Origin of the sequence: Aquincola tertiaricarbonis (genome assembly GCF_000969605.1) — a bacterium.
Classification (GTDB): domain Bacteria; phylum Pseudomonadota; class Gammaproteobacteria; order Burkholderiales; family Burkholderiaceae_C; genus Aquincola; species Aquincola tertiaricarbonis.
The window spans coordinates 171,581-192,537 of record NZ_JZUE01000011.1; the positions used below are offsets into that span (position 1 = coordinate 171,581).

The following is a 20,957-nucleotide window of genomic DNA, read 5'->3' on the forward strand; positions in this document are numbered from 1 at the left end:
CTGCGGCGCTTCGAGCGGGTGCCGAGGATGGCCCGGGGCTGCGCGAGGTCGACCTGGCAGGCGACTGCAGACGCCTAGAACGCCACGGCCTGGCCGTCCTTGCGCGGGTCGGAGCCGGCCACGTAGACGTCGCCATGCTTCAGCACCAGTTGCGCGCCGCCGAAGGCGAACACGCCGCTGCCGGTCTCGATCGTCACCTCGTGGCCGCGGCGCTGCAACTCGGCCACCACCTCGGGACTGAAGCCGGGCTCCAGCGCCACGCCACGGCCGCCGGTGACGCGCCAGCGCGGCGCGTCGGCGGCGGCCTGCGGGTTCTGGCCGTAGTGCAGCACCCGCAGCGCCATCTGCACGTGGCCCTGGCTCTGCATCGGTCCGCCCATCACGCCGAAGCTCATCTGCGGGCTGCCGTCGGCATGCATCGCGAACGCCGGCACGATGGTGTGCGAAGGCCGCTTGCGCGGGCCCACCTGGTTGGCATGCCCGGCTTCCAGCACGAAGCCGTGGCCGCGGTTCTGCAGGCTGATGCCGGTGCCCGGCACCACCACGCCCGAGCCGAAGCCCATGTAGTTGCTCTGGATGAACGAGACCATCATGCCGCTGGCGTCGGCGCAGCTCAGGTACACCGTGCCGCCCTTCTTCGGCGTGCCGTGGCCGGGATCGGCGGCGCGCTGCCGGTCCACCAGCCTGGCGCGCTCGGCCAGGTAGGCCGGGTCGAGCAGCGACTGCGGCGTGACCTGCATGTGGTCGATGTCGGCGTTGTGGCGGTGCAGGTCGGCCAGGGCCAGCTTCATCGCCTCGATCTGCAGGTGTACCGTGTCCACATGGTCCAGCGGCGCATCCCCCACGCCCAGCGCCTGCAGCATGCCCAGCGCCATCAGCGCCGCGATGCCCTGGCCGTTGGGCGGGATCTCGTGCACCACCGAATCGCCGAAGGGCTGCGACAGCGTGCCGCACCAGTCGGCCCGGTGTTCAGCCAGGTCGGCCTCGGTCATCACGCCGCCGTGGGCCTTGGCGAAGGCGGCGATCCTGGCGGCCAGCGGGCCGCGGTAGAAGGCCTCGCCCTGCGTGTCGGCGATGGCTTCCAGCGTGCTGGCGTGGCCTTCGCTGCGGAAGATCTCGCCGGCCACCGGCGCGCGGCCGCCAGGCAGGAAGCACTCGGCAAAGCCGGGCTGGCGGCCCAGCCGCTGGCCACCCATGGCCCACAGCCTGGCGATGATGGGCGAGACGGGAAAGCCCTCGCGCGCATAGCCGATGGCCGGTGCGGCCACCTGCGCCAGCGGCAGCTTGCCGAAGCGCCGCGACAGCTCCACCCAGGCCGAGACGGCACCGGGCACCGTCACCGCGTCCCAGCCGGCATCGGGCATGGTGGCGTGGGCGGCATAGCGGTCGGCCGTCCAGGCGGCGGGCGAGCGGCCGGAGGCATTCAGGCCGTGCAGCTCGCGCCCGTCCCACAGGATGGCGAAGGCATCGCTGCCGATGCCGCAGCCGGTGGGCTCCACCACCGTCAGCGTCATCGCCGCCGCCACCGCCGCGTCCACCGCATTGCCGCCGGCCAGCAACATGCGCAGGCCGGCCTGTGCCGCCAGCGGATGCGAGGTGCTGACCACGTTGCGCCCCAGCACCGCGGAGCGGGCGGAGGCATAGGGCTGCGCCCAGTCGAGCGACTTGTCTAGATGAGTGGTGTTCATGGCCTAATCGATCGTTATTTTCCGGTCGCGGATGAGCTGACCCCAGCGCTGGCTGTCCTTGGCCACCATGGCGGCGAAGGCGTCGGGCGAGCCGGCAGCGGCGGGCTCGGCGCCCAGCTGGGCCAGCTTGGCGCCCACCTCGGGCGCGCGCATGGCCTTGTTGAAGGCGGCGTTGATCTGCCGCACCAGCTCCGGCGACAGCTTGGCCGGGCCATACAGCCCGAACCAGGTGACCGACGAGAAGCCGGGCAGGCCGGCTTCGGCCACGGTGGGCAGCTCGGGCATCAGCGGCGAGCGCTTCTCGCCGGTGACGGCCAGCGCCTTCAGCCGGCCGCTGCGCACATGCGGCAGGCCGGTGGGGATGGAGTCGAACAGCACCTGCACATTGCCCGCGGCCAGGTCGGTCAGCGCCGGGCCGGTGCCCTTGTACGGCACATGCTGCATCTGCAGCCCGGCCTGCGAGCGGAAGGCCTCGGTCGTCAGGTGCACGATGGTGCCGTTGCCGCTGCTGGCGTAGTTCAGCTCGCCGGGGTGGGCCTTGGCATGGGCGATGAGCTCGGCCACCGTCTTCACCGGCATCGTGGGCGGCACCAGCAGCACGCTGGCGGCGTCGGCCACATGGGCGATGGGGGTGAAGTCCTTCACCGGGTCGTACGGCGGCCTGGCCATCAGGTGCGGCGAGATGGCGTGGGTGCTGCTGGTGGTGAACACCAGCGTGTAGCCATCGGGCGCGGCGCGCATGCCTTCCGAAGCGCCCAGCGTGCCGCCGGCACCGGCCTTGTTCTCGACGATGAACTGCTGGCCCACCTCGGACGAGACCTGCTGTGCCACCACGCGGGCCACGGTGTCGGTGGCGCCGCCGGCCGGGAAGGGCACCACCAGCCGCACCGGCTTGGCCGGCCAGGCCTGGGCATGTGCCGGCAGCTGGGCGGCCAGGGCGCAGGCGGCCAGGCAGGCAGCGGCCAGGCTGCGCAAGAGGGCGGGGCGGGCAAGTGGCATGGTGGTGAGCTGGGGCAATCGAGGTGCCTCGATGCTAGGAAGCGTTGCCGAGCCGATCAAACATGGAATGGGCAATGCAGGCTTGCCGCCAGCGCAAAGCGGGGCGGCGATGCGGCTTCAGCCGCCTTCGGGCAGGTGCTGCTTCAGCAGGTCCAGGAAGGCCTGCACCGCCCGCGGCAGCGTGCGGCCGGCCAGGGTCTGCACCTCGATGGTCCGCAGGTCCAGGCCGGCATCGGTCACCGGCACGGCAGCGATGCGGCCTTCGGCGCGCAGCTGCCGCACCGCCACGCTGCCGGAGACGGACAGGCCGCCGCCCGCCATCGCGAACGCATGCAGCGTGCTCATGTTGTTGCTCACCAGCGCGGGCTGCAGCCGCATCTGCTGGCGGCTGCAGGCGGCGTCGATCATCTGCCGCAGCGTGGTCTGCGGGCCGGGCAGGGCCAGCGGATGCTCGCCCATCTGGCGCAGTCCCAGGCCGCTGGCAGGGGCCAGTGCATGGCCGGGATGCATCAATGCCAGCACCGGCGCGGGCTGGCTGAACTGCACCTCGATGTCGGGCTCGGGCGCCTGGCTGAAGCGCAGGCCGATGTCGGCATCGCCGGCGCGCACCAGCGCGCTCACCACCGCCGGCGGCTGCGCATCCAGCTCGAACACGATGCCCGGATGCGACTGCCGGAAGCGCACGATCAGCTGCGGCAGGAAGACATTGGCGAAGGCCTCGGAGGCCACCACCCGCACCAGCCCCATGCGCATGCCCTGCAGCGCCTGGATCTCCTCCAGCGCGCGGTCTTCCTCCAGGCTGGCGCGGCGGGCGTAGGCGGCCAGGATCTCGCCGGCCTGCGTGGGCACCATGCCGCGCGGATGGCGCTCGAACAGCGTGGTGCCCAGCGTGCGCTCCAGCGCCGCGATCTGGCGGCTGACGGCGGAGGCCGCCACATGCAGCCGCTCCGAGGCCACCGTGGCCGAACCGCTGCGCACCACTTCCAGGAAGTAGCGCAGCGCGGTGTCCTGCAGCAGCGGCCTGCGCATCGTCCCGGTACGGCGGCGTGCGGCTTCAGCGCCGCATCAGCGTGCTCTTGCCGAACAGGCTCTCGATCATGTCCACCGCGATCAGCGCGGTGCGGTTGCGCACGTCCAGCGCGGGGTTGATCTCCATCACGTCCAGCGAGCCCAGCCGGCCGGTGTCGGCGATCATCTCCATGCACAGCTGCGCCTCGCGGTAGGTGGGGCCGCCGGGCACGGTGGTGCCCACGCCGGGCGCGATGTCGGCATCGAGGAAGTCGACGTCGAAGCTCACGTGCAGGTGGGTGTTGTCGTCCAGCGTGGCCAGCGCCAGCTCCATCGTGTGGCGCATGCCCATCTCGTCGATGTAGCGCATGTCGAACACTTCCAGGCCCACCTGGTGCACGAAGCGCTTCTCGCCCGCGTCCACGCTGCGGATGCCGATCTGCCGGATCCACTTGGGGTTGACCGCCGGCACTTGGCCGCCGATCTCGATCAGCTCCTTCGGGCCATAGCCGCACAGGCAGGCCACCGGCATGCCGTGGATGTTGCCGCTGGGCGTGAGCTCGTTGGTGTTGAAGTCGGCATGTGCATCCAGCCACAGCACCCGCAGCTTCTTGCCCGCCTCGCGGCAATGCCGGGCCACGGCGCTGATGGAGCCCAGGCCCAGGCAATGGTCGCCGCCCATCAGGATGGGCATGCGGCCGATGCGCAGCTCGGCCAGCACCGCGTCGTGCACCAGCTGGTTCCAGGCGGCCACTTCGTGCAGGTGTCGGTAGCCTTCGTCGGGCGGCAGCCAGGGGTTGGATGGGCCGATCAGGTTGCCGCGGTCCTCCACCTGCAGGCCATGGCTTTCCAGCGCAGCGGCGAAGTCGGCCACGCGCAGGGCTTCGGGGCCCATGCGTGCGCCCTTGGCGCCGGCGCCGATGTCGGTGGGTGCGCCGATGAGGCTGACGAGGTGGGTCATGTGCGCGGGCTCCAGCGGTAGTGGCGGGGCAGGTGGTTCAGAAGTCCTGGACGTGCGGGCCCTTGCCGCTGCCGTCGTCCTCGGCGTCCAGGCCGTATTCGGCGGCCAGGATGTCGTAGGCCTCCTCGGCCGATTCGACGAAGCGGAACAGCTCCACGTCCTCGGGCGAGATCATGCCGGTCTCGATCAGCAGCTCGAAGTTGATCAGGCGTGTCCAGAAGTCGCGGCCGAACAGCAGCACCGGGCGGCGGCGGCTCTTCTTGGTCTGGATGAGGGTGAGCGCCTCGAACATCTCGTCCAGCGTGCCGAAGCCCCCGGGGAAGGCCACGATGGCCACGCTGCGCATCAGGAAGTGCATCTTGCGCAGGCCGAAGTAGTGGAACTGGAAGCACAGCTCCGGCGTGATGTAGGGGTTGGGCGCCTGCTCGTGCGGCAGCACGATGTTCAGCCCCAGGCTGCGGCCGCCCACCTCGAAGGCGCCGCGGTTGCCGGCTTCCATGATGCCGGGGCCGCCGCCGGTGGACACGTAGATCGGCGTGTGCATGCGGCGCGCCCGCTGGGTGATGATCTCCGCGAAGCGACGGGCCTCGTCGTAGTAGCGGCTCATCGTCACGGCCATCTCGGCGCGCTTGAGCGTGGGCGCGTCGGCATCCGGCGACGCACGCACCGCCTCCAGCCGGCGCTGCGCTTCATCCGAAGGCAGGATGCGGGCGCTGCCGAAGATGACGATGGTCGATTCGATGCCCTGTTCCTGCTGGATCAGCTCGGGCTTGAGCAGCTCCAGCTGCATGCGCACCGGGCGCAGTTCCTCGCGCAGCAGGAAGTCGGTGTCGGTGAAGGCCAGGCGGTAGGCGCTTTCGGGGCCGGTGTATCGGTGCGGTGGTTCGGCGATCTGCGCGTCTTCTTCGGCGCTGGGAAAGTTGCGGGCCGTCAGGTCCTGGCGCTTGGTATCCATGCGTGGCGTCTTCAAAGTCGATGCGGGAGCTTAACGCCCGCGGCAAGGCGCGCTCCCGGCTTATGCTGCGCGCCTTCTTCCAGGCAGTACAGGACGCGGTTCGATGGCAAGGATGACGATGGCGCAGGCGGTGAAGCTGGGCGCCGATGCATTGCAGCGGGCCGGTGCCAGCCCGGCGATGGCCGAGGCCACCGCGCAGGCGCTGGTGGTGGCCGATGCGCAGGGGCTGGCTTCGCACGGGCTGTCGCGCGTGCCGCAGTACGCCGGCCACCTGCGCACCGGCCGGGTGGAAGGCGGCGCCCGCCCCACGGTGCACAGCGTGCGGCCCGCCGCGGTGGTGGTGGATGCGCACGACGGCCTGGCCTTCGAGGCCTGCACGCTGGCCGTGCAGCAGGCCGTGGAGCGTGCCGCAGCGCATGGCGTGGCCTGCGCCGGCGTCATCAACAGCCACCATGGCGGCGTGATGGTGGACCACCTGCGCGCAGTGGCCGCCGCCGGCATGGTGGGCCTGGCCTTCGCCAATGCACCCGCGGCCATGCCGGCGGCGGGCGGGCGTCATCCGGTGTTCGGCACCAACCCGATCGCGGCCATCTTCCCGCGCCGCCCGGGCGCGGGCGATGCGCTGATGATCGACCTGAGCCTCAGCGAGGTGGCCCGCGGCAAGCTGATGATGGCGGCCAAGGAAGGCCGCAGCATCCCGCTGGGCTGGGCGCTGGACGTGGACGGCCAACCCACCACCGACCCGGCGCGCGGCATGGAGGGCTCCATGCTGCCGCTGGGCGCGGCCAGCAGCCCCAAGGGCGCGATGCTGGCGTTGATGATCGAGCTGCTGAGCAGCGCGGTGATCGGCGCGCACTTCAGCTTCGAGGCCGACACCTTCTTCGTCGACGAAGGCAACAAGCCGCGCATCGGCCAGGCCTTCATCGTGATCGACCCCGGCGCGCTGGCCGGCAGCGGCAGCTACCTGGAGCGGGTGGAGGTGCTGGTGGCCGAGATGCTGCGCGACGAGGGCGTGCGCCTGCCCGGTGGCCGGCGCGAGGACCTGCGGCGCGCCGCCGAGCAGGGCGGCATCGAGGTGCCGGATGCGCTGCTGGCCGCGCTGCAGGCCATCCGCTGACCTGACTAGACAAGTGGCCGGCTGCCGCACACCGGGCAGCCGGGGGTGCGGCCGATGCGGATCTCGCTCCATTCCATGCGCCGCGCATCCAGCATCTGCAGCCGGCCGGCCAGGCTGCTGCCCACGCCTGCCAGCAGCTTCAGCGCCTCGGCCGCCTGCATGCTGCCGATGATGCCCACCAGCGGCGCGAACACGCCCATGGTGGCGCAGCGCACTTCTTCCGGCGGGGCATCGGCCGGGAACACGCAGGCATAACAGGGCGCCTCGGGCCGCCGCGGATCGACCACCGTCAGCTGGCCGTCAAAGCCGACGGCCGCGCCGGCCACCAGCGGCTTGCCGGCCCGCACGCAGGCCGCATTCACCGCCTGGCGGGTGGCGAAGTTGTCGCTGCAGTCCAGCACCACGTCGGCCGCCGCCACCAGCTCGGCCAGCTGACGGGCATCGGCGCGCTGCACCAGCGGCTGCATGCGCACCTCGGGGTTGATGCGGCCCACCGCCGTGGCGGCGGACTCGGCTTTCGGCCGGCCCACGCGCGACAGGTCGTGCACGATCTGCCGCTGCAGGTTGGTGAGGTCCACGGTGTCGTCGTCCATCACCGTGATGCGGCCCACGCCCGCGGTGGCCAGGTACAGCAGCACCGGCGAGCCCAGGCCGCCGGCACCGATCACCAGCGCATGCGCATCCAGCAGCCGCTGCTGTCCTTCGATGCCGATGTCGTCTAGCAGGATGTGCCGCGAGTACCGCAGCAGCTGGTCGTCGTTCATGCGGGCAGCATAGCGGCGGGAAGCAAAAAGCCCGCCGAAGGGGCGGGCTTTTGGGCGAGCGAATCGGCGCCGCGAACTCAGTTGTTGGTGGTCTCGGCCGCCTCGGCCTTGCGCTCGACCACGCTCTTGCTGACGATCACCGACTTGCCCTTGAGCTGGTTCAGTGCCTGCTCCAGCGGGAAGTCCTCGGCCGAACCGAACTCGGGCAGCGGCTTGGGCGCTTCCTTGCTCTTGGCCAGCTGCTCTTCCAGCTTCTTGCGGGCGTCCTCGCGGGCCTTCTCGCGGGCTTCGTCCTTCTTCTCTTCCGAGCCGCTGAGGTGCTTGTCGAGGTCGGCCTCGCGCATGCGCAGCGCGGCGAACACGTTGCCTTCGGCGGTTTCGTCCAGCCAGATGTCGGGCACGATGCCGCGTGCCTGGATCGACTTGCCGCTGGGCGTGTAGTAGCGCGCGGTGGTGATCTTCAGCGCGGTGTCCGCAGTGAGCGGGCGCACCGTCTGCACCGAGCCCTTGCCGAAGGTCTGCGCGCCCATCACGGTGGCGCGCTTGTGGTCCTGCAGCGCGCCGGCCACGATCTCGCTGGCCGAGGCCGAGCCTTCGTTGACCAGCACCACCAGCGGCACCTTCTTCACCGCGTCGGGCAGGCGGCGCAGCGGATCGGTGCCGCCGCGGCGCATGTAGAAGTCGGGCGAGGCCTTGAAGGTGCTCTTCGACTCAGGCAGCTGGCCATTGGTGCTCACCACCACCGCGTCGTTGGGCAGGAAGGCGGCCGACACCGCCACCGCGCCCTCCAGCAGGCCGCCGGGGTCGTTGCGCAGGTCAAGCACCAGGCCCTTGAGGTTGGGATCCTGCTTGTAGATGTCTTCCAGCTTCTTGGCGAAGTCCTCGACCGTGCGGTCCTGGAACTGGCTCACGCGCAGCCAGGCGTAGCCCGGCTCCACCATCTTGGAGCGCACGCTCTGCACGCGAATTTCCTCGCGCGTGATGCTGACCGGGAAGGTGCGGCCCTCGGCCTTGCGGAACACCGTCAACACCACCTTGGTGCTGGGCTCGCCGCGCATCTTCTTGACCGCCTGGTCCATCGTCAGGCCCTTGACGGCGGTGTCGTCGATCTTGGTGACCAGGTCGCCGGCCTTCAGGCCCGCGCGGAAGGCGGGCGAGCCCTCGATGGGCGACACCACCTTGACCAGGCCGTCTTCCATGCCGATCTCGATGCCGACGCCGACAAACTTGCCGCTGGTGCCTTCACGGAATTCCTTGAAGGTCTTCTTGTCAAAATACTGGCTGTGCGGGTCCAGCCCCGAGACCATGCCCGAGATGGCATTGCCGATCAGCTTCTTCTCGTCCACCGGCTCGACGTAGTCGCTCTTGACCATGCCGAAGACGGCAGCCAGCTGCTGCAGCTCTTCGAGCGGAAGCGGCGTGTTGCGGGCAAACGCCTGCAACTGCATTGTGGTCAACGCCCCGGCGACGGCGCCTACGGCGACCAGACCGGCAACTTTGAGTTTCGACCCCATGAACGGCACCCCGCAGCGAGAAAAAAGCCCCGAATCCAGTATACGGCTGGCACTTTCGGGGGATTGCGTGAACTAGGGCAAAGTTGCCTGTTCACTCCGGGCATTGGATACAGGCACCGTGCCGGAGTTCGCACCGGGTGTGCGTTCGAATGTGACGATGTGGTCCACCTGCGCCCGGATGCCGATCCACTCGCCCACCGCATGGTCGTGGTGGCTGGGCACGTGGGCCAGCACCTGCTCGCCGGTGGGCAGCCGCAGCGTGTAGAGGAATTCCGAGCCGCGGAAGGCCTTGCGCTCGATGCAGGCCCGGGTGGGCGCATGGTCGTCGTGCACGATGTCGTCGGCCCGCAGCAGCACGTCGCATTCGCCGCCGGGATAGGCGTCGGGCAGCGGGCAGCCGCCGATGTCGGTCAGCTCGCCCAGCGGCGTGCGCACGAACGGCCCGCGCGGCGCCGGCACGATGCGCCCGGGCACGAACACGCCGTGGCCGATGAAATCGGCGACGAAGCGCGTGGCCGGGCGGTGATAGAGGGTGTACGCGTCGTCCCACTGCTCCAGCCGGCCGCCCTGCATCACGCCGATCACGTCGCCCAGCGCGAAGGCTTCCATCTGGTCGTGCGTGACGAACAGCGCGGTGGTGCGGGTGCGCTGCAGGATGGCGCGCACGTCCTGGGCCAGCCGGCCGCGCAGGTCCACGTCCAGGCTGGAGAAGGGTTCGTCCAGCAGCAGCAGCCGCGGATGCGGCGCCAGCGCCCGCGCCAGCGCGATGCGCTGCTGCTGCCCGCCCGACAGCTGGTGCGGCGCGCGGTCGGCCACGTGGGACAGGCCCACCAGCTCCAGCATCTCCGCCACGCGGGCGTCGCGCTCGGCGCGCGGCAACTCGCGGATGCCGAAGGCCACGTTCCTGGCGATGCTCAGGTGCGGGAACAGCGCATAGTCCTGGAACACCATGCCGATGCGGCGCCGCTCCGGCGCCACGTGGGTGCCGTCGCCGGTGGACAGCAGGTCACGGTCCATCACGATGCGGCCGCCGGACAGCGGCTCCAGCCCGGCCACGGCCCGCAGCGCGGAGGTCTTGCCGCAGCCGGAAGGCCCGATAAGCACGCCGATCTGCCCCGGCCGCAGGCCCAGCGACACCCTGTCCACCGCCGGCCGCTGCGCAGCGGCGCCGGGATAGCGCACGCTGATCTGGTCGAGTTGCAGAAACATGCACCTATGATATCGGCTTCATGAGAATGACAAGCGTTCGCAACGAGCGCGCTCGGGTAATGAAGAGGGTGGTGTGCTGATGCGTCGTGCGCTCGCGCTGCTGTGCGCGCTGCTGGCCTTGCCGGTGCTGGGCGTGCTGGGGTCGTGGTTCTCGTTCGACCCCGCCGCGCTGGCCATCCTGAAGCACCAGGCGCAGACGGTGCTGCCGGGTTACGCCGGCCAGTCGCTGGTGCTGGCGGCCAGCGTAGCGGCCGGCGTGGCGGTGGTGGGCGCGGCCACCGCGGCGGCCATCTGCCTGTTCGAGTTTCCGGGCCGGCGCTTCTTCGAATGGGCGCTGCTGCTGCCGCTGGCCATGCCGGCCTACGTGCTGGCCTATGCGTACACCGATTTCCTGCAGTTCAGCGGCCCGCTGCAGATGTTCCTGCGCGAGCTGACGGGCGCCGAGGGCGCGCTGTGGCCCGACGTGCGCAGCCTGTGGGGCGCGGTGATCCTGTTCGTGCTGTGCCTGTATCCCTACGTGTACCTGCTGGTGCGCACCGCGCTGGGCGAGCGCGGCGTGCACATGATGGAAGCGGCCCGGCTGCTGGGCGCGGGGCTGCGCCGGCGGGTGCTGGAAGTGGCCATCCCGCTGGCGCGCCCGGCCATCGCGGCCGGCGTGGCGCTGGCGGTGATGGAGGTGCTGGCGGACTTCGGCGTCGGCTCGTACTTCGGCCTCACCACCCTGTCCACCGGCATCTACAAGGCCTGGCTGGTGATGTTCGACCGCGTGGCCGCCGCGCAACTGGCGTCCATCCTGCTGCTGCTGGTGGCGCTGCTGCTGTGGTTCGAACGGCGGGCGCAGCAGCGACTGCGTTTTACCGCCTCGCGCGGCGGCGCAGTGCATGGCGCCGATGCGCGGCCGGTGCAGTTGCAGGGCCGCCGCGCCGCGCTGGCCATCGCGGTGTGCGCACTGCCGGTGCTGCTGGGCTTCGTGCTGCCGGTGGCGGTGCTGGTGGGGCTGCTGTGGCGCGAGGCCACCACCTCGGAGTTCGGCCTGCCCCTGGCGCGATTTGCACAATGGAGCTTCACCAGCTTCAAGCTGGCGACGATCGCGGCGCTGTGCGCGGCCGCGCTGGCGCTGGCGCTGGGCTTCGTGCTGCGGCTGCATTCGGCCCGTGCGGCGCGTGGCCGGCGCGATGGCCTGGCCCTGGGCGCGCGGGTGGTGTCACTGGGCTATGCGATGCCCGGCGCGGTGGTGGCGGTGGGCATCCTCCTGCCGGTGAGCTGGGCGCAGGCGCAGTGGCCGGGCTCGGGCATCGGCGCGCTGTTCACCGGCACCGCGCTGGGCCTCATCTATGCGTACCTGGTGCGCTTCTCGGCGGTGGCGCTGCAGTCGGTGGAAGCGGGTTATGCCCGCGTGCCGGTCTCCATCGACGACAGCGCGCGCATGCTGGGCGCCGGCCGCGGCCGGCTGTTCGCCGAGCTGCACCTGCCGCTGCTGCGGCGTTCCGCGCTGGCGGCGGCGCTGCTGGTGTTCGTGGACGTGATGAAGGAGCTGCCGGCCACGCTGGTGCTGCGGCCCTTCAACAGCGACACCCTGGCCGTGGTGGCCTACAACTTCGCGCGTGACGAAAGGCTGGCCGAAGCGGCGCTGCCCTCGCTGGCCATCGTGCTGGTGGGCCTGGTGCCGGTGGTGATGCTCTCGCACGCCCTGCGCCGGCGCTGACGCGCCAGCGCCTCGGCCAGCCCGTCGGCGTCGGACCGGTGAGGGGGCTGCAGCGCTTCGCTGGCGCGCTGCAGCAGCTTGTCGGCGGTGAGCGCATCCAGCGGATACACCGCCATGCCGATGCGCGGGCCCACCTGCACCCGCGGCGCGCCCGGCCCGCGGCCGCGGCCCAGCCGCAGCGGCTCGGCCAGCGCTTCGCGCACGCGGTCGCACACCGCCTGCGCGGCGGCGGCCGATTCCGGCGCCTCCAGCACCACCACGAAGCGGCCGGGCTCGCCCGGGCCGCCGGGCAGGTGGGCCACCACGTCCATCTCGCGCACATGGGCGTGGATGCGGTGCGCGCACACGCGCAGCAGCTCGTCGCCCGCCTCCGGGCCGTGTTCGGCGGCCACGGCGTCGGTGCCGTCCAGCGCCACCGCCAGCACCGCGATGGGCCGGCCGGCACGGTCGGCGGCGCGCAGCATGCGGGGCAGCGTGAAGTCCAGCGCCCGGCGGTTGAGCAACTGCGTCAGGGGGTCGCGCAGCAGCAGCCCGCGGGCCGCGGCCTCGGCCGCCAGGCCGGTGGCCAGCAGCACGCCGTGGCGGTGCCAGCCCAGCACGGCGCCGGCGGCCACCGCCAGCAGCAGGCTGCCCAGCAGCGCCTGCTGCAGCGCCAGGTCGCTGCGCTGCGCGGCCAGCCGGTGCAGCAGGCGGTCGAGCTGGGCGGCCGTCGCGGCGCTGCCCGCCACGGGCGGCCGCAGCGGCGGGCACAGCTCCATCGGTGCATCGCAGGGCAGGGCGCGCAGCGGCGCGGCGCGGTCCATCGCCAGCCAGTGGGCGGACAGCGTGGTGAGCGAGGCCGTCAGGCTGCCGTCGGCCTCGCGCTGGCGCTGCAGGCCACCGGTGGATCGCCACAGCTCGGCCATGCCGGCCGCGGCCAGCAGCAGGCAGGCCGCAAGCACCCAGGGCGAGAGGCGGCGGTGGCGACGGGCGGCCAGCTCGAAGGGGCGTCCCGGGGCTTCGGTGAACTCGGGGGCGGAGGGGAGACGATGCGACCGCATGGCCGCCAGTGTGGCGGGCCATGCGGTTTCATTTCGATCAAAAAGGCGGGTTTGCCCGGTTCACATGATCGTGTCCATGCCGTGCACCGCCACCCGGTTGCGGCCGGCGCGCTTGGCGTCGTAGCAGGCGGCGTCGGCCGCGGCCATCACCGTCTTCAGGTCGGGCAGGTCGCCGGTGAGCTTCACGATGCCGATGCTGGCGCCCACCTGCAGCCAGCGGTCCTGCCAGCGCAGCCGGTAAGCCTCGATGGCCGCGCGCATGTTCTCGGCGATGCGCAGCGCATCTGCGCGGCTGCAGGCCGACAGCAGCACGGCGAATTCGTCGCCGCCCAGGCGGGCCACGGTGTCGGTGGTGCGCACCTGTTCCTGCAGCCGCTGGGCGACGTCGGTGAGCACGCGGTCGCCGGCGGCATGGCCGGCGGTATCGTTCACCGTCTTGAAATGGTCCAGGTCGATGAACAGCGCGCACGAAGGCTCGGGCCCGGGCCGGGCCAGCCGTTCGGCCAGCAGCCGCTCGAACTCGCGCCGGTTCACCAGTTCGGTCAGCGCGTCGTGGGTGGACACCCAGGACAGCGCCTCGCGCTGGCCGCGGGCCACGCTCACGTCCTCCAGCGTCCACACGGTGCTGGAGTCGTTCTCGCCCCAGTGCACCGGCGCGCCGAACAGCCGGCCCCAGAACTGGCTGCCGTCGCGGCGCACCATCAGCACCTCCTCGTCGAAGGGCAGGCCGGCGCGGAAGCTGGTCACGATGCGCAGGCTCAGCGCCTCCGCGTCGGCCACCGACGGATACAGCACGGTGGCGCTGCGGCCCTGCAACTCGCCCGGGCCGTAGCCCAGCAGCCGCTCGAAGGCGCCGTTGACCACATCCAGCCGCCGCGCCTGCGAGAAGGCGATGCCCAGCGGTGCATGCGCCATCAGCGCAGTGAGCTTGGACAGCAGCTCCCGGTTGGCCGCCGCGGCGGTGGACCGTTCGCGCAGCGTCTGCCGCAGCACGCGGGAGAGCTGGCCGATCTCGCCCACCGCCCGCGGCCAGCCCTGGCCGTCGGCCAGGTCGCCGTCGCGCATGCGCAGCGCGCGCTGCTGCAGCCGGCGCAGCGGCGCCAGCAGGTAGTGGGTGACCAGCAGCAGCACCAGGCCGCCGCCCAGGGCCACCGCGCTGCCGATGACGAGCGCACGGCGCTGGCCGGCGCGCTGCCCGCCCAGCACCAGGTCGGCCGGCGCGCTGCGCACCACCATCCATTCGGCGTCGGGCACGCCGGCCATCGAGACGATGCGCCCGCCCGCCTGCAGGCTGAAGCCCGCCGGTTCCACCGGCCGGCCGGAACGCACCCAGTGCGCCATGCCGGGCGCCAGCGCGGGGTCCTCGGCGGCATCGCGCATCAGCCAGCGGCGGTCCTCGTGGGACAGCACGCGGCCCAGCGTGTCGGTGATCACCAGCACGCCGGCGTCGTCCGGGTCGGCCGCCGTCACGTCGGGCATCAGGCCGTTGGACCACAGCCGGATGGAGCCGCCCAGCAGCCCCACCACGCGGCCCTGCGCATCGCGCACCGGCATCGTCACCACCATGATGGGCTCGTCCGACATGCGGCCCTGCATCGGCTGCGACACCACCGGCCGGCCCTGCTCCAGCGTCTGGCGGAAGTAGTCGCGGTCGCGGATGTTCAGCTCCGGCGTGCGGGTGCCGCGGCTGTCACGCCAGGCCTGCACGCGGCCCTGGGCGTCGGTCACCATCAGCGTGTCCAGCATGCTGCCCATCACCGACTGGTGCTCCAGCCACTCCCGCATGTCAGCAGGCTCGCCGATGCGGTCGGCGGGCAGGGTGCCGGCGGCCGCACGCAGCGTGAGCTGCAGGCCCACCAGGCGCGAGCCGATCATCTTGGCCAGCTTGCGCGTCTGCGCCAGCGACAGGTCCAGCGCCACCTCCTCGGTGCGGCTGCCCACCTCCTGCAGCACCAGGTGCACGGTGGTGGCCACGCTGAGCGCGATCAGCAGCACGCCGGTGAGCGACAGGCGGAACTTGACCGAGCCGAAGCGGCGGCACGCGTAGGAAAGCAGGGAACGGAAGGTGGGCACGGCGGGCCCGCAGACAAATGGGCGGGGCCTGAGTGGCATCGGCCTGCCAGGGGGGTGGCGCGAGTGCGCACTTCGTGAACTGGATCACGCGCCGCACGGGCGTCGCGCGGCACATGGTTTGCCGCCCCGGCAGCACCTCCATGAAAGGCGAGCCATGACCACCGACCCCAGCCAGCAGGCCCAGACCGATGCACAGCAGCCCGGCGCCAGCGACCAGCCGGCCGGCGCCGCGCCCGGCAGCAGCCCCTCCACCGCGCAGCGCCAGATGGCCCCGGGCGACGAAGCGCCCCCCGGCACCCCGGGCACCGGCGAGGACGTGTGCCCGCAGTGCGGCGGCACCGGCCAGGTGGCGGAGCAGGGCCGCTGCCCCAACTGCCAGGGCACCGGCAAGGTGACGGTGGGCATCGGCGGCGCCTGATGCGCGCCGCGGGTCCGCCAGGCCGTCAGGCCAGGCAGGGCTGCGGCGCGCGCGCGCAGAACCAGCGGGCCGCCTCGTCGGAGGGCATCGGCCGGGCGTAGAAGTAGCCCTGGCCCTTGTCGCATTGCAGGGCCTGCAGGATGCCGGCCTGGCCCGCGGTCTCGATGCCTTCGGCCACGGTGCGCATGCCCAGGCTGGCCGCCACCCGCAGCGTGGCCTCGATCAGCACCCGGTGGTGCGCGCTGCTCTCGGCCTGGCTGACGAAGGACCGGTCGATCTTCACCACGTCCACCGGCAGCTGGTGCAGGCTGGCCAGCGATGAATAGCCGGTGCCGAAGTCGTCCAGCGCCAGGCTCAGGCCCAGGGCCTTGAGCTCATGCAGCCGGGCCTGGATGCGGTCGTCCTGCGCGGCCAGGCTTTCGGTCACCTCCAGCTGCAGCTGGTCCGGCGGCAGGCCGCTGACCCGCAGCGCGGTGGCCACCTGCTCGGCGATGCCGCCTTCGAACAGCTGCGCCCGCGACAGGTTGACCGACAGCAGCAGCGGCGCGCACTCGCCCAGCTCGTCGGCCCAGGCCATGAACTGGCGGCACGACTCGCGCAGCACGAACTCGCCCAGGCGGCCGATGAGGCCGGTCTCCTCGGCGATCTCGATGAACTCGATCGGCGGCACGATGCCGCGTTCCGGATGGCGCCAGCGCACCAGCGCCTCGGCGCCCACCGGGCGGCCGCTGCGCAGGTCGACGATGGGCTGGTACACCACGAACAGCTGGCCTTCGGTGAGCGCGCGCCGCAGCTCGCCCTCGATGCTGCCGCGGCGCCAGGCTTGTTCCTTCATCAGCGGCTCGAAGACGCAGTAGCGCGCGCCATGGGCGCGCTTGGCCTCGCGCATGGCCAGGCTCGCGTCCTGCAGCACCGAATCGGCGCTGGCCGCGGTCTCCGGGCACACCACCACGCCCATGCTGGCGGTCAGGTGCACCGGACGGTCGCCCACGGTGTATGGCTTGCACAGCACCTCGGTCAGGCGCTGGGCCACGATGCGGGCGTCGTCGGCGATGCGCAGGCCTTCCAGCACCACCACGAACTCGTCGCCGCCCAGCCGCGCTGCGGTTTGCACCGGGCCGGTGGCACGGGCCACCGCATCGCCCAGCCGCACCGTGCCGTTGATGCGCGCGGCCACCATGCGCAGCAGCTCGTCGCCGGCGGCGGTGCCCAGCGTGAGGTTGATGCGCTCGAAGCGGTCGCAGTTGATGAACAGCACCGCGAACTGGCGCTGCGCATCCGCGGCGGCCGCGGCCAGCGCACCCTGGATGCGTTCCAGCGCCACCATGCGGTTGGGCATGGCGGTCAGGCTGTCGATGCGGGTCACGTCGCGCAGCTGCTTGGCCAGCCGCTGCTGCTCCTGCAGCACCATGTAGGACACGTCGCTCAGGCTGGCCATCAGCGTGCCGGCGTCCAGCCGCAGCAGGCGCAGCGCCAGCGTCTGCGGCGCGCCCTGCTGCACCGCAGGCAGCGTCAGTCGCAGCGATTCGCAGATGACGCCGCCGGGCGGCACCTCCGGCGCGCCGCCGCCGGACCAGCCGCGCAGCTGCGGCGCCACCGCATGCAGCACGTCGAACAGGTTGCTCAGGTTGCCGTCAGGCACCAGCGGCATCAGCAGCTGCGCGGCCATCGGGTTGATCATCGTGATCTCGCCGTCCAGCGAGGTCTGCACCAGGCCGATGGGCACCTGGTACAGGAACTGGATGAGCGCCTCGTAGGCGGTGGGTGCTGCTTCGGACATGCCAGCGTGCGGGGCCGCGTCAGGCCTGTTGCGCGGCCGCGGCGCGGTGCTGGGCCAGCCCGGCATGCCAGCGCACCACGCGGTTGCGGCCGCTGTGTTTGGCGGCGTACATCGCCGCGTCGGCGCGCTTGACCAGCGCGTCCACGTCGTCCACGCCCGCATCCATCGTGGCCACCCCGGCGCTCACCGTGTAGCGGATGTCCACGCCTTCCACCTCCACCGTGCGCGCCGCGATGTCGCGGCACACGCGGCGCGCCAGGCCCTCGGCGGCCTCCACGCCGGCGCCGGGCAGCAGCACCACGAATTCCTCGCCGCCCAGCCGGGCCACCACGTCGATCTCCCGGAACGAGGCCGCCAGGCCGGCGGCCAGGTGGCGCAGCACCGCGTCGCCGGCGGCATGGCCGTGGGCATCGTTGATGCGCTTGAAGTGGTCGGCGTCGATCAGCACCAGCGACATGGCCCGCGGCGCACGCTTGCAGCGCTGCAGCTCGGCCTCGGCGGCATCGAAGAAGGCGCGGCGGTTGGCCACGCCGGTGAGGTGGTCGGTCAGCACCGAGCGGCGCAGCGCCTCGCTGGCCTCGCGCTGGTCGGACACGTCGCGGATGATGAGGCTGTAGGCGCGCTCGGCGCTGTCGGCCTCCTCCGGCGGGTGCAGCGGCGCCACCAGGCAGCTGCCCCAGAAACGGCTGCCGTCGGCCCGCAGGCGCCAGCCTTCGTCCAGGCTCCAGCCGGTGCGCTCGGCATCGTCGATGCGGTCCTGCAGCCGCTGGGGCGGCATGGTGTCCGCCGGATAGAAGAGCGAGTAGGGCTGGCCCACCGCCGACTCGCCATGGCCGGTCACGCGCTGAACGCTGGGGTTCCAGCAGCGCACCCGGCCCTGCGCGTCGAGCGACATCAGCGCATAGTCGGTCAGGCCGGTCACCAGGGTGTGGATCCAGGCCTCGTTCTGCCGCAGCTCGCGGTCGCGGCGCACCTGCTGGGTCACGTCTGCCAGCACGGCCATCAGCCGCTCGGCATCCAGCTTCAGCAGCGTGAGCGAGAGCACCGCCGCCGCCTGGCGGCCGCCGTCGCGCGGCCGCACCTGCAGCTGCATCGCATCGCAGATCACGCCATGCGGCTGCTCGAAGCCACGGGCGCGGTGCGCCAGATCGGGGGCCAGCTCGCCGAGCGCGGTGAACAGGTTGCACAGCTCGCCGTCGGGCGACAGCGGCATCAGCAGCTGTGCGCACAGCGGATTGACCATGAGGATCTCGCCGTCGAGCCGCGCCTGCACCAGCCCGATGGGGGCCATGTACAGGAACTGCGTCAACGCCTCGAACTCCTCCTCCAGCCCGGGGGCGGGTGCGGCTGCGGCGGCGGACATGTCAGCCGCGTTGCACCAGCACGTAGCGCATGGCGTGCGCGGGCGCGGCCAGCAGGCGCAGCTTGACCTTCACCGGGCGCATGCGCAGGGTGAGCACGTAGTCGATGCTGGCGTCCAGCGTGGTGGCCTCGGCGGCGGCATCCTCGAAGCGCTGGGCCACCATGAAGTTGTTCATGCAGGGCGCCACCACGGTGAACAGCGCGCTGCCCAGCACGCGCTGGGGCGACAGGCCGGCGGCCTTGGATTCGAAGGCGTTGTAGCGCCGGACGACGCCTTCGCCGTCGAAGCCGATGACGCCGAAGTCCAGGCCGTCGATCTCGTCCTGGCTGGACTGCTCCAGCAGGGCATGCAGGGCCGTCTGGTCGAACGGGACGGCGAGGGCGGTGGTGTTCATGGGTACTGCTTTCGGAACGGCATTCACTGCGTTGCGGTGGACTTCGGCGCAGGCCGCCGCAACTTGAGCGGGCCGCCCGCCGGGCATGGGGCTTGCCGGACGGCGGCTCCGGCCCCCGTGCCGCTTGCACCGCATGCACATGGCAACCAAGAAGACCGCAGCCAAGAATGCGCCCTGGGACAAGGGCAATCCGAAGGCCAGGGATGGCCGGCCCACCCAGCACCTGACACCCGAGCAGAAGGCCGCCGCCAAGCGCAGCGCCAAGAAGGCCGGGCGACCCTATCCCAACCTGGTGGACAACATGCACGCCGCGGCCGACGGCAAGGCACCGGCCAAGAAGGCCGCCGCGAAGAAGGCCGCAGCCAAGAAGACGGCCGCCAAGAAGGCCCCGGCCAAGAAGGCAGTCGCCAGGAAGGCACCGGCCAAGAAGGCACCGGCGAAGAAGGCCACGGCCAGCAAGACCGCCGCCAAGAAGGCCCCTGCCAAGAAGACGGCCGCCAGGAAGGCACCGGCGAAGAAGGCCGCGGCCAAGAAGGCTGCGTCCAAGAAGCCCCCCGCCGGCCGGGCGCTCACGCGAGATCCCGCGGGCGGCCTCACTGCCGCCGGCCGGGCCGAGTTCGCGCGCACCCAGGGTGCGCACCTGCGACCCGGCGTGACCAAGCCGGAGAGCGAGATGTCGCCCGAGGACATGAAGCGCAAGGGCAGCTGGGCCGTGCGCTTCTACGGCCGCGACCCGCTGCCGCCACTGCTGGACAAGCAGGGCCGGCCCACGCGGCTGGCGCTGTCCGCCCATGCCTGGGGCGAGAACGTGCCGTCCACCGAGGCACAGGCGCGCCGCATCGCCGACAAGGGCCGCCGGCTGCTGGCGCGTTACAAGCGGCTGCAAGGCGGCTGAGCGATGGGCGCGCCGCTTGCCGCACCTGGCGTGGCGCCGGCGCTGGGCCGGCAAGCCCCTGAAGGAGACAGACATGAGCCGCAAGAACCTCTTCGCCGCCGCGCTGCTGCTGTGCGCCACCGGCCTGGCCAGCGCGCAGACGCCAGCCACCCCTGCCACGCCGGCCAAGCCCGCCGCCTCCGGCGCGATGGGCGACAAGGCCGCCAAGCCGCCGGTGGCCGACGAGGCCGCCAAGTCCGGCGTGGCCACCAAGAAGCCGGCCAAGGCCGGTGCGCAGTCGGGTCCGGCCTCCGGCCCCGCCGGCGGCACCGGCAGCAAGTGAGGCCCCGGGCCTGAAGCCTCAGGCCACGGCCAGCGTGCCGCGGAACACGTAGCCCACCCGGGACTGCGACTGCAGCGGCACCACCATCGGCGTGGCCCGCTCGATGCGGCGGCGCAGCCGATAGATGGTGGCGTGCAGCAGGTTGTCGGGATGGTCGGGCGAGTCGCGGCCCAGGCGCTGGCGCAGCGTCTCGCGGGTCACCGCCTCGCCGCCGGCTTCCAGGAAGCACTCCATCACCGCCAGGTCGGTGGCGCTGAGCGACACCTTGGCGCCATCGGGCGCGATCAACTCGCTGCCGCGGCGGTCCAGGCGCCAACTCTGCACCTGCTCGCGTGCGGCCACGGCGCGGCGCTGCACCGCGCGCACCGCCAGCGCCACCTGGTCGAAGCCCACCGGCTTGGCCAGGTACATGTCGGCCCCGGCGGTGATCACCGCCTCGAACACGTCCGGCGCCAGGCGCCCGGACACCACCAGCACACCCGCCGGCGTGCGCCGGCGCAGGATGCGGATGAGCTCGACGCCATCGACGCCGGGCAGGGATAGATCGAGCACGTAGAAGTCGAAGCGGAAGCCATCGGGGTCGGCCAGCAGGTCGCTGCTGTCGCCATACACCTTCACATCGATGCCCCGGCTGCGCATGTCCAGCGCCAGGAACTCCGAGAACTCCACATCGTCGTCAACCAGCGCCAGTGTTTGCGGGAGCATTGCGCGTCCTGGTCTAGAGGATGAAAACAGCGCAGAGGGTAACGCAC

The 20,957-nt window shown here is 71.8% G+C and carries 19 protein-coding genes; 5 read left to right on the forward strand and 14 right to left on the reverse strand.

Annotation, left to right across the window (positions count from 1 at the left end; all coding sequences use genetic code 11):
• Nucleotides 1-74: 74 nt before the first annotated feature.
• The 5 genes from VO99_RS15490 to VO99_RS15510 form a co-directional block, all read right to left on the reverse strand.
• Nucleotides 75-1,688, reverse strand: coding sequence for a gamma-glutamyltransferase family protein (locus VO99_RS15490; protein WP_046113772.1), 1,614 nt, complete (start codon nt 1,686-1,688; stop codon nt 75-77).
• Nucleotides 1,689-1,691: 3 nt separating this feature from the next.
• A complete protein-coding gene (locus VO99_RS15495; protein WP_046113836.1) occupies nt 1,692-2,687 on the reverse strand; it encodes a Bug family tripartite tricarboxylate transporter substrate binding protein in 996 nt (331 codons plus the stop codon).
• A gap of 117 nt (nt 2,688-2,804) precedes the next feature.
• Nucleotides 2,805-3,716 carry a LysR family transcriptional regulator gene (locus tag VO99_RS15500; RefSeq protein WP_046113773.1) on the reverse strand — a complete coding sequence of 304 codons (912 nt, stop codon included), beginning with the start codon at nt 3,714-3,716 and terminating at the stop codon, nt 2,805-2,807.
• A 25-nt stretch (nt 3,717-3,741) separates the two neighbouring features.
• Entirely contained in the window at nt 3,742-4,656 is a 915-nt protein-coding gene (gene rocF, locus VO99_RS15505; protein WP_046113774.1) for an arginase, read from the reverse strand.
• 37 nt (nt 4,657-4,693) lie between these two features.
• The gene (locus tag VO99_RS15510) at nt 4,694-5,611 is read right to left on the reverse strand and encodes an LOG family protein (RefSeq protein WP_046113775.1); all 918 of its coding nucleotides are present in this window, start codon (nt 5,609-5,611) and stop codon (nt 4,694-4,696) included.
• 103 nt (nt 5,612-5,714) lie between these two features.
• On the opposite strand from VO99_RS15510, the gene VO99_RS15515 reads away from it, so the two are divergent.
• A complete protein-coding gene (locus VO99_RS15515) occupies nt 5,715-6,728 on the forward strand; it encodes an Ldh family oxidoreductase (RefSeq protein WP_046113776.1) in 1,014 nt (337 codons plus the stop codon).
• A 5-nt stretch (nt 6,729-6,733) separates the two neighbouring features.
• Here the strand turns inward: VO99_RS15515 and VO99_RS15520 are convergent, their stop codons facing one another.
• The 3 genes from VO99_RS15520 to VO99_RS15530 all read right to left on the reverse strand — a co-directional run bounded on the left by VO99_RS15520 (nt 6,734) and on the right by VO99_RS15530 (nt 10,215).
• Complete coding sequence (locus VO99_RS15520; protein ID WP_046113777.1) at nt 6,734-7,492, reverse strand: HesA/MoeB/ThiF family protein; 759 nt, start codon at nt 7,490-7,492, stop codon at nt 6,734-6,736.
• Between the two features lie 77 nt (nt 7,493-7,569).
• Nucleotides 7,570-9,006, reverse strand: a complete 1,437-nt coding sequence (locus VO99_RS15525) for a S41 family peptidase (protein WP_046113778.1) — start codon at nt 9,004-9,006, stop codon at nt 7,570-7,572.
• A gap of 72 nt (nt 9,007-9,078) precedes the next feature.
• The gene (locus VO99_RS15530; RefSeq protein ID WP_046113779.1) at nt 9,079-10,215 is read right to left on the reverse strand and encodes an ABC transporter ATP-binding protein; all 1,137 of its coding nucleotides are present in this window, start codon (nt 10,213-10,215) and stop codon (nt 9,079-9,081) included.
• Nucleotides 10,216-10,294: 79 nt separating this feature from the next.
• On the opposite strand from VO99_RS15530, the gene VO99_RS15535 reads away from it, so the two are divergent.
• Nucleotides 10,295-11,920: an ABC transporter permease gene (locus VO99_RS15535; RefSeq protein ID WP_046113837.1), complete on the forward strand. Its 1,626-nt coding sequence runs from the start codon at nt 10,295-10,297 to the stop codon at nt 11,918-11,920.
• Here VO99_RS15535 and VO99_RS29550 read toward each other — a convergent pair.
• Both VO99_RS29550 and VO99_RS15540 read right to left on the reverse strand, forming a co-directional pair.
• The gene (locus tag VO99_RS29550) at nt 11,806-12,960 is read right to left on the reverse strand and encodes a GGDEF domain-containing protein (protein ID WP_083440631.1); all 1,155 of its coding nucleotides are present in this window, start codon (nt 12,958-12,960) and stop codon (nt 11,806-11,808) included. The two genes, VO99_RS15535 and VO99_RS29550, sit on opposite strands and share 115 nt — an antisense overlap.
• A gap of 60 nt (nt 12,961-13,020) precedes the next feature.
• Entirely contained in the window at nt 13,021-15,033 is a 2,013-nt protein-coding gene (locus VO99_RS15540; RefSeq protein ID WP_046113780.1) for a sensor domain-containing diguanylate cyclase, read from the reverse strand.
• Nucleotides 15,034-15,187: 154 nt separating this feature from the next.
• On the opposite strand from VO99_RS15540, the gene VO99_RS15545 reads away from it, so the two are divergent.
• Nucleotides 15,188-15,451 (forward strand): hypothetical protein, encoded by a 264-nt coding sequence (locus tag VO99_RS15545; RefSeq protein WP_046113781.1) that lies wholly within the window; start codon nt 15,188-15,190, stop codon nt 15,449-15,451.
• A gap of 25 nt (nt 15,452-15,476) precedes the next feature.
• Here VO99_RS15545 and VO99_RS15550 read toward each other — a convergent pair whose 3' ends face one another.
• From VO99_RS15550 to VO99_RS15560, 3 genes are read right to left on the reverse strand one after another with little or no spacing between them, the layout of a single operon-like run.
• Nucleotides 15,477-17,231: a putative bifunctional diguanylate cyclase/phosphodiesterase gene (locus VO99_RS15550; RefSeq protein ID WP_046113838.1), complete on the reverse strand. Its 1,755-nt coding sequence runs from the start codon at nt 17,229-17,231 to the stop codon at nt 15,477-15,479.
• Between the two features lie 19 nt (nt 17,232-17,250).
• Nucleotides 17,251-18,594, reverse strand: coding sequence for a sensor domain-containing diguanylate cyclase (locus tag VO99_RS15555; RefSeq protein WP_046113782.1), 1,344 nt, complete (start codon nt 18,592-18,594; stop codon nt 17,251-17,253).
• Between the two features lies 1 nt (nt 18,595).
• On the reverse strand, nt 18,596-18,988 hold the full coding sequence (locus tag VO99_RS15560; protein WP_046113783.1) for a PAS domain-containing protein: 393 nt from the start codon (nt 18,986-18,988) through the stop codon (nt 18,596-18,598).
• Nucleotides 18,989-19,127: 139 nt separating this feature from the next.
• Here VO99_RS15560 and VO99_RS15565 point away from each other — a divergent pair, with 139 nt between their 5' ends.
• Nucleotides 19,128-19,883, forward strand: a complete 756-nt coding sequence (locus VO99_RS15565) for a DUF6321 domain-containing protein (protein ID WP_046113839.1) — start codon at nt 19,128-19,130, stop codon at nt 19,881-19,883.
• Between the two features lie 73 nt (nt 19,884-19,956).
• Nucleotides 19,957-20,205, forward strand: a complete 249-nt coding sequence (locus VO99_RS15570; protein ID WP_157039583.1) for a hypothetical protein — start codon at nt 19,957-19,959, stop codon at nt 20,203-20,205.
• Nucleotides 20,206-20,223: 18 nt separating this feature from the next.
• On the opposite strand, the gene VO99_RS15575 is transcribed toward VO99_RS15570, so the two are convergent.
• Nucleotides 20,224-20,910, reverse strand: coding sequence for a response regulator transcription factor (locus VO99_RS15575; RefSeq protein ID WP_046113785.1), 687 nt, complete (start codon nt 20,908-20,910; stop codon nt 20,224-20,226).
• Nucleotides 20,911-20,957: the final 47 nt, after the last annotated feature.

Coding starts and splice junctions, on each gene's coding strand:
- VO99_RS15490 (WP_046113772.1), bottom strand. CDS start 1,688: ATGAACACCACTCATCTAGACAAGTCGCTCGACTGGGCGCAGCCCTAT.
- VO99_RS15495 (WP_046113836.1), bottom strand. CDS start 2,687: ATGCCACTTGCCCGCCCCGCCCTCTTGCGCAGCCTGGCCGCTGCCTGC.
- VO99_RS15500 (WP_046113773.1), bottom strand. CDS start 3,716: ATGCGCAGGCCGCTGCTGCAGGACACCGCGCTGCGCTACTTCCTGGAA.
- rocF (WP_046113774.1), bottom strand. CDS start 4,656: ATGACCCACCTCGTCAGCCTCATCGGCGCACCCACCGACATCGGCGCC.
- VO99_RS15510 (WP_046113775.1), bottom strand. CDS start 5,611: ATGGATACCAAGCGCCAGGACCTGACGGCCCGCAACTTTCCCAGCGCC.
- VO99_RS15515 (WP_046113776.1), top strand. CDS start 5,715: ATGGCAAGGATGACGATGGCGCAGGCGGTGAAGCTGGGCGCCGATGCA.
- VO99_RS15520 (WP_046113777.1), bottom strand. CDS start 7,492: ATGAACGACGACCAGCTGCTGCGGTACTCGCGGCACATCCTGCTAGAC.
- VO99_RS15525 (WP_046113778.1), bottom strand. CDS start 9,006: ATGGGGTCGAAACTCAAAGTTGCCGGTCTGGTCGCCGTAGGCGCCGTC.
- VO99_RS15530 (WP_046113779.1), bottom strand. CDS start 10,215: ATGTTTCTGCAACTCGACCAGATCAGCGTGCGCTATCCCGGCGCCGCT.
- VO99_RS15535 (WP_046113837.1), top strand. CDS start 10,295: ATGCGTCGTGCGCTCGCGCTGCTGTGCGCGCTGCTGGCCTTGCCGGTG.
- VO99_RS29550 (WP_083440631.1), bottom strand. CDS start 12,960: ATGCGGTCGCATCGTCTCCCCTCCGCCCCCGAGTTCACCGAAGCCCCG.
- VO99_RS15545 (WP_046113781.1), top strand. CDS start 15,188: ATGACCACCGACCCCAGCCAGCAGGCCCAGACCGATGCACAGCAGCCC.
- VO99_RS15550 (WP_046113838.1), bottom strand. CDS start 17,231: ATGTCCGAAGCAGCACCCACCGCCTACGAGGCGCTCATCCAGTTCCTG.
- VO99_RS15555 (WP_046113782.1), bottom strand. CDS start 18,594: ATGTCCGCCGCCGCAGCCGCACCCGCCCCCGGGCTGGAGGAGGAGTTC.
- VO99_RS15560 (WP_046113783.1), bottom strand. CDS start 18,988: ATGAACACCACCGCCCTCGCCGTCCCGTTCGACCAGACGGCCCTGCAT.
- VO99_RS15565 (WP_046113839.1), top strand. CDS start 19,128: ATGGCAACCAAGAAGACCGCAGCCAAGAATGCGCCCTGGGACAAGGGC.
- VO99_RS15570 (WP_157039583.1), top strand. CDS start 19,957: ATGAGCCGCAAGAACCTCTTCGCCGCCGCGCTGCTGCTGTGCGCCACC.
- VO99_RS15575 (WP_046113785.1), bottom strand. CDS start 20,910: ATGCTCCCGCAAACACTGGCGCTGGTTGACGACGATGTGGAGTTCTCG.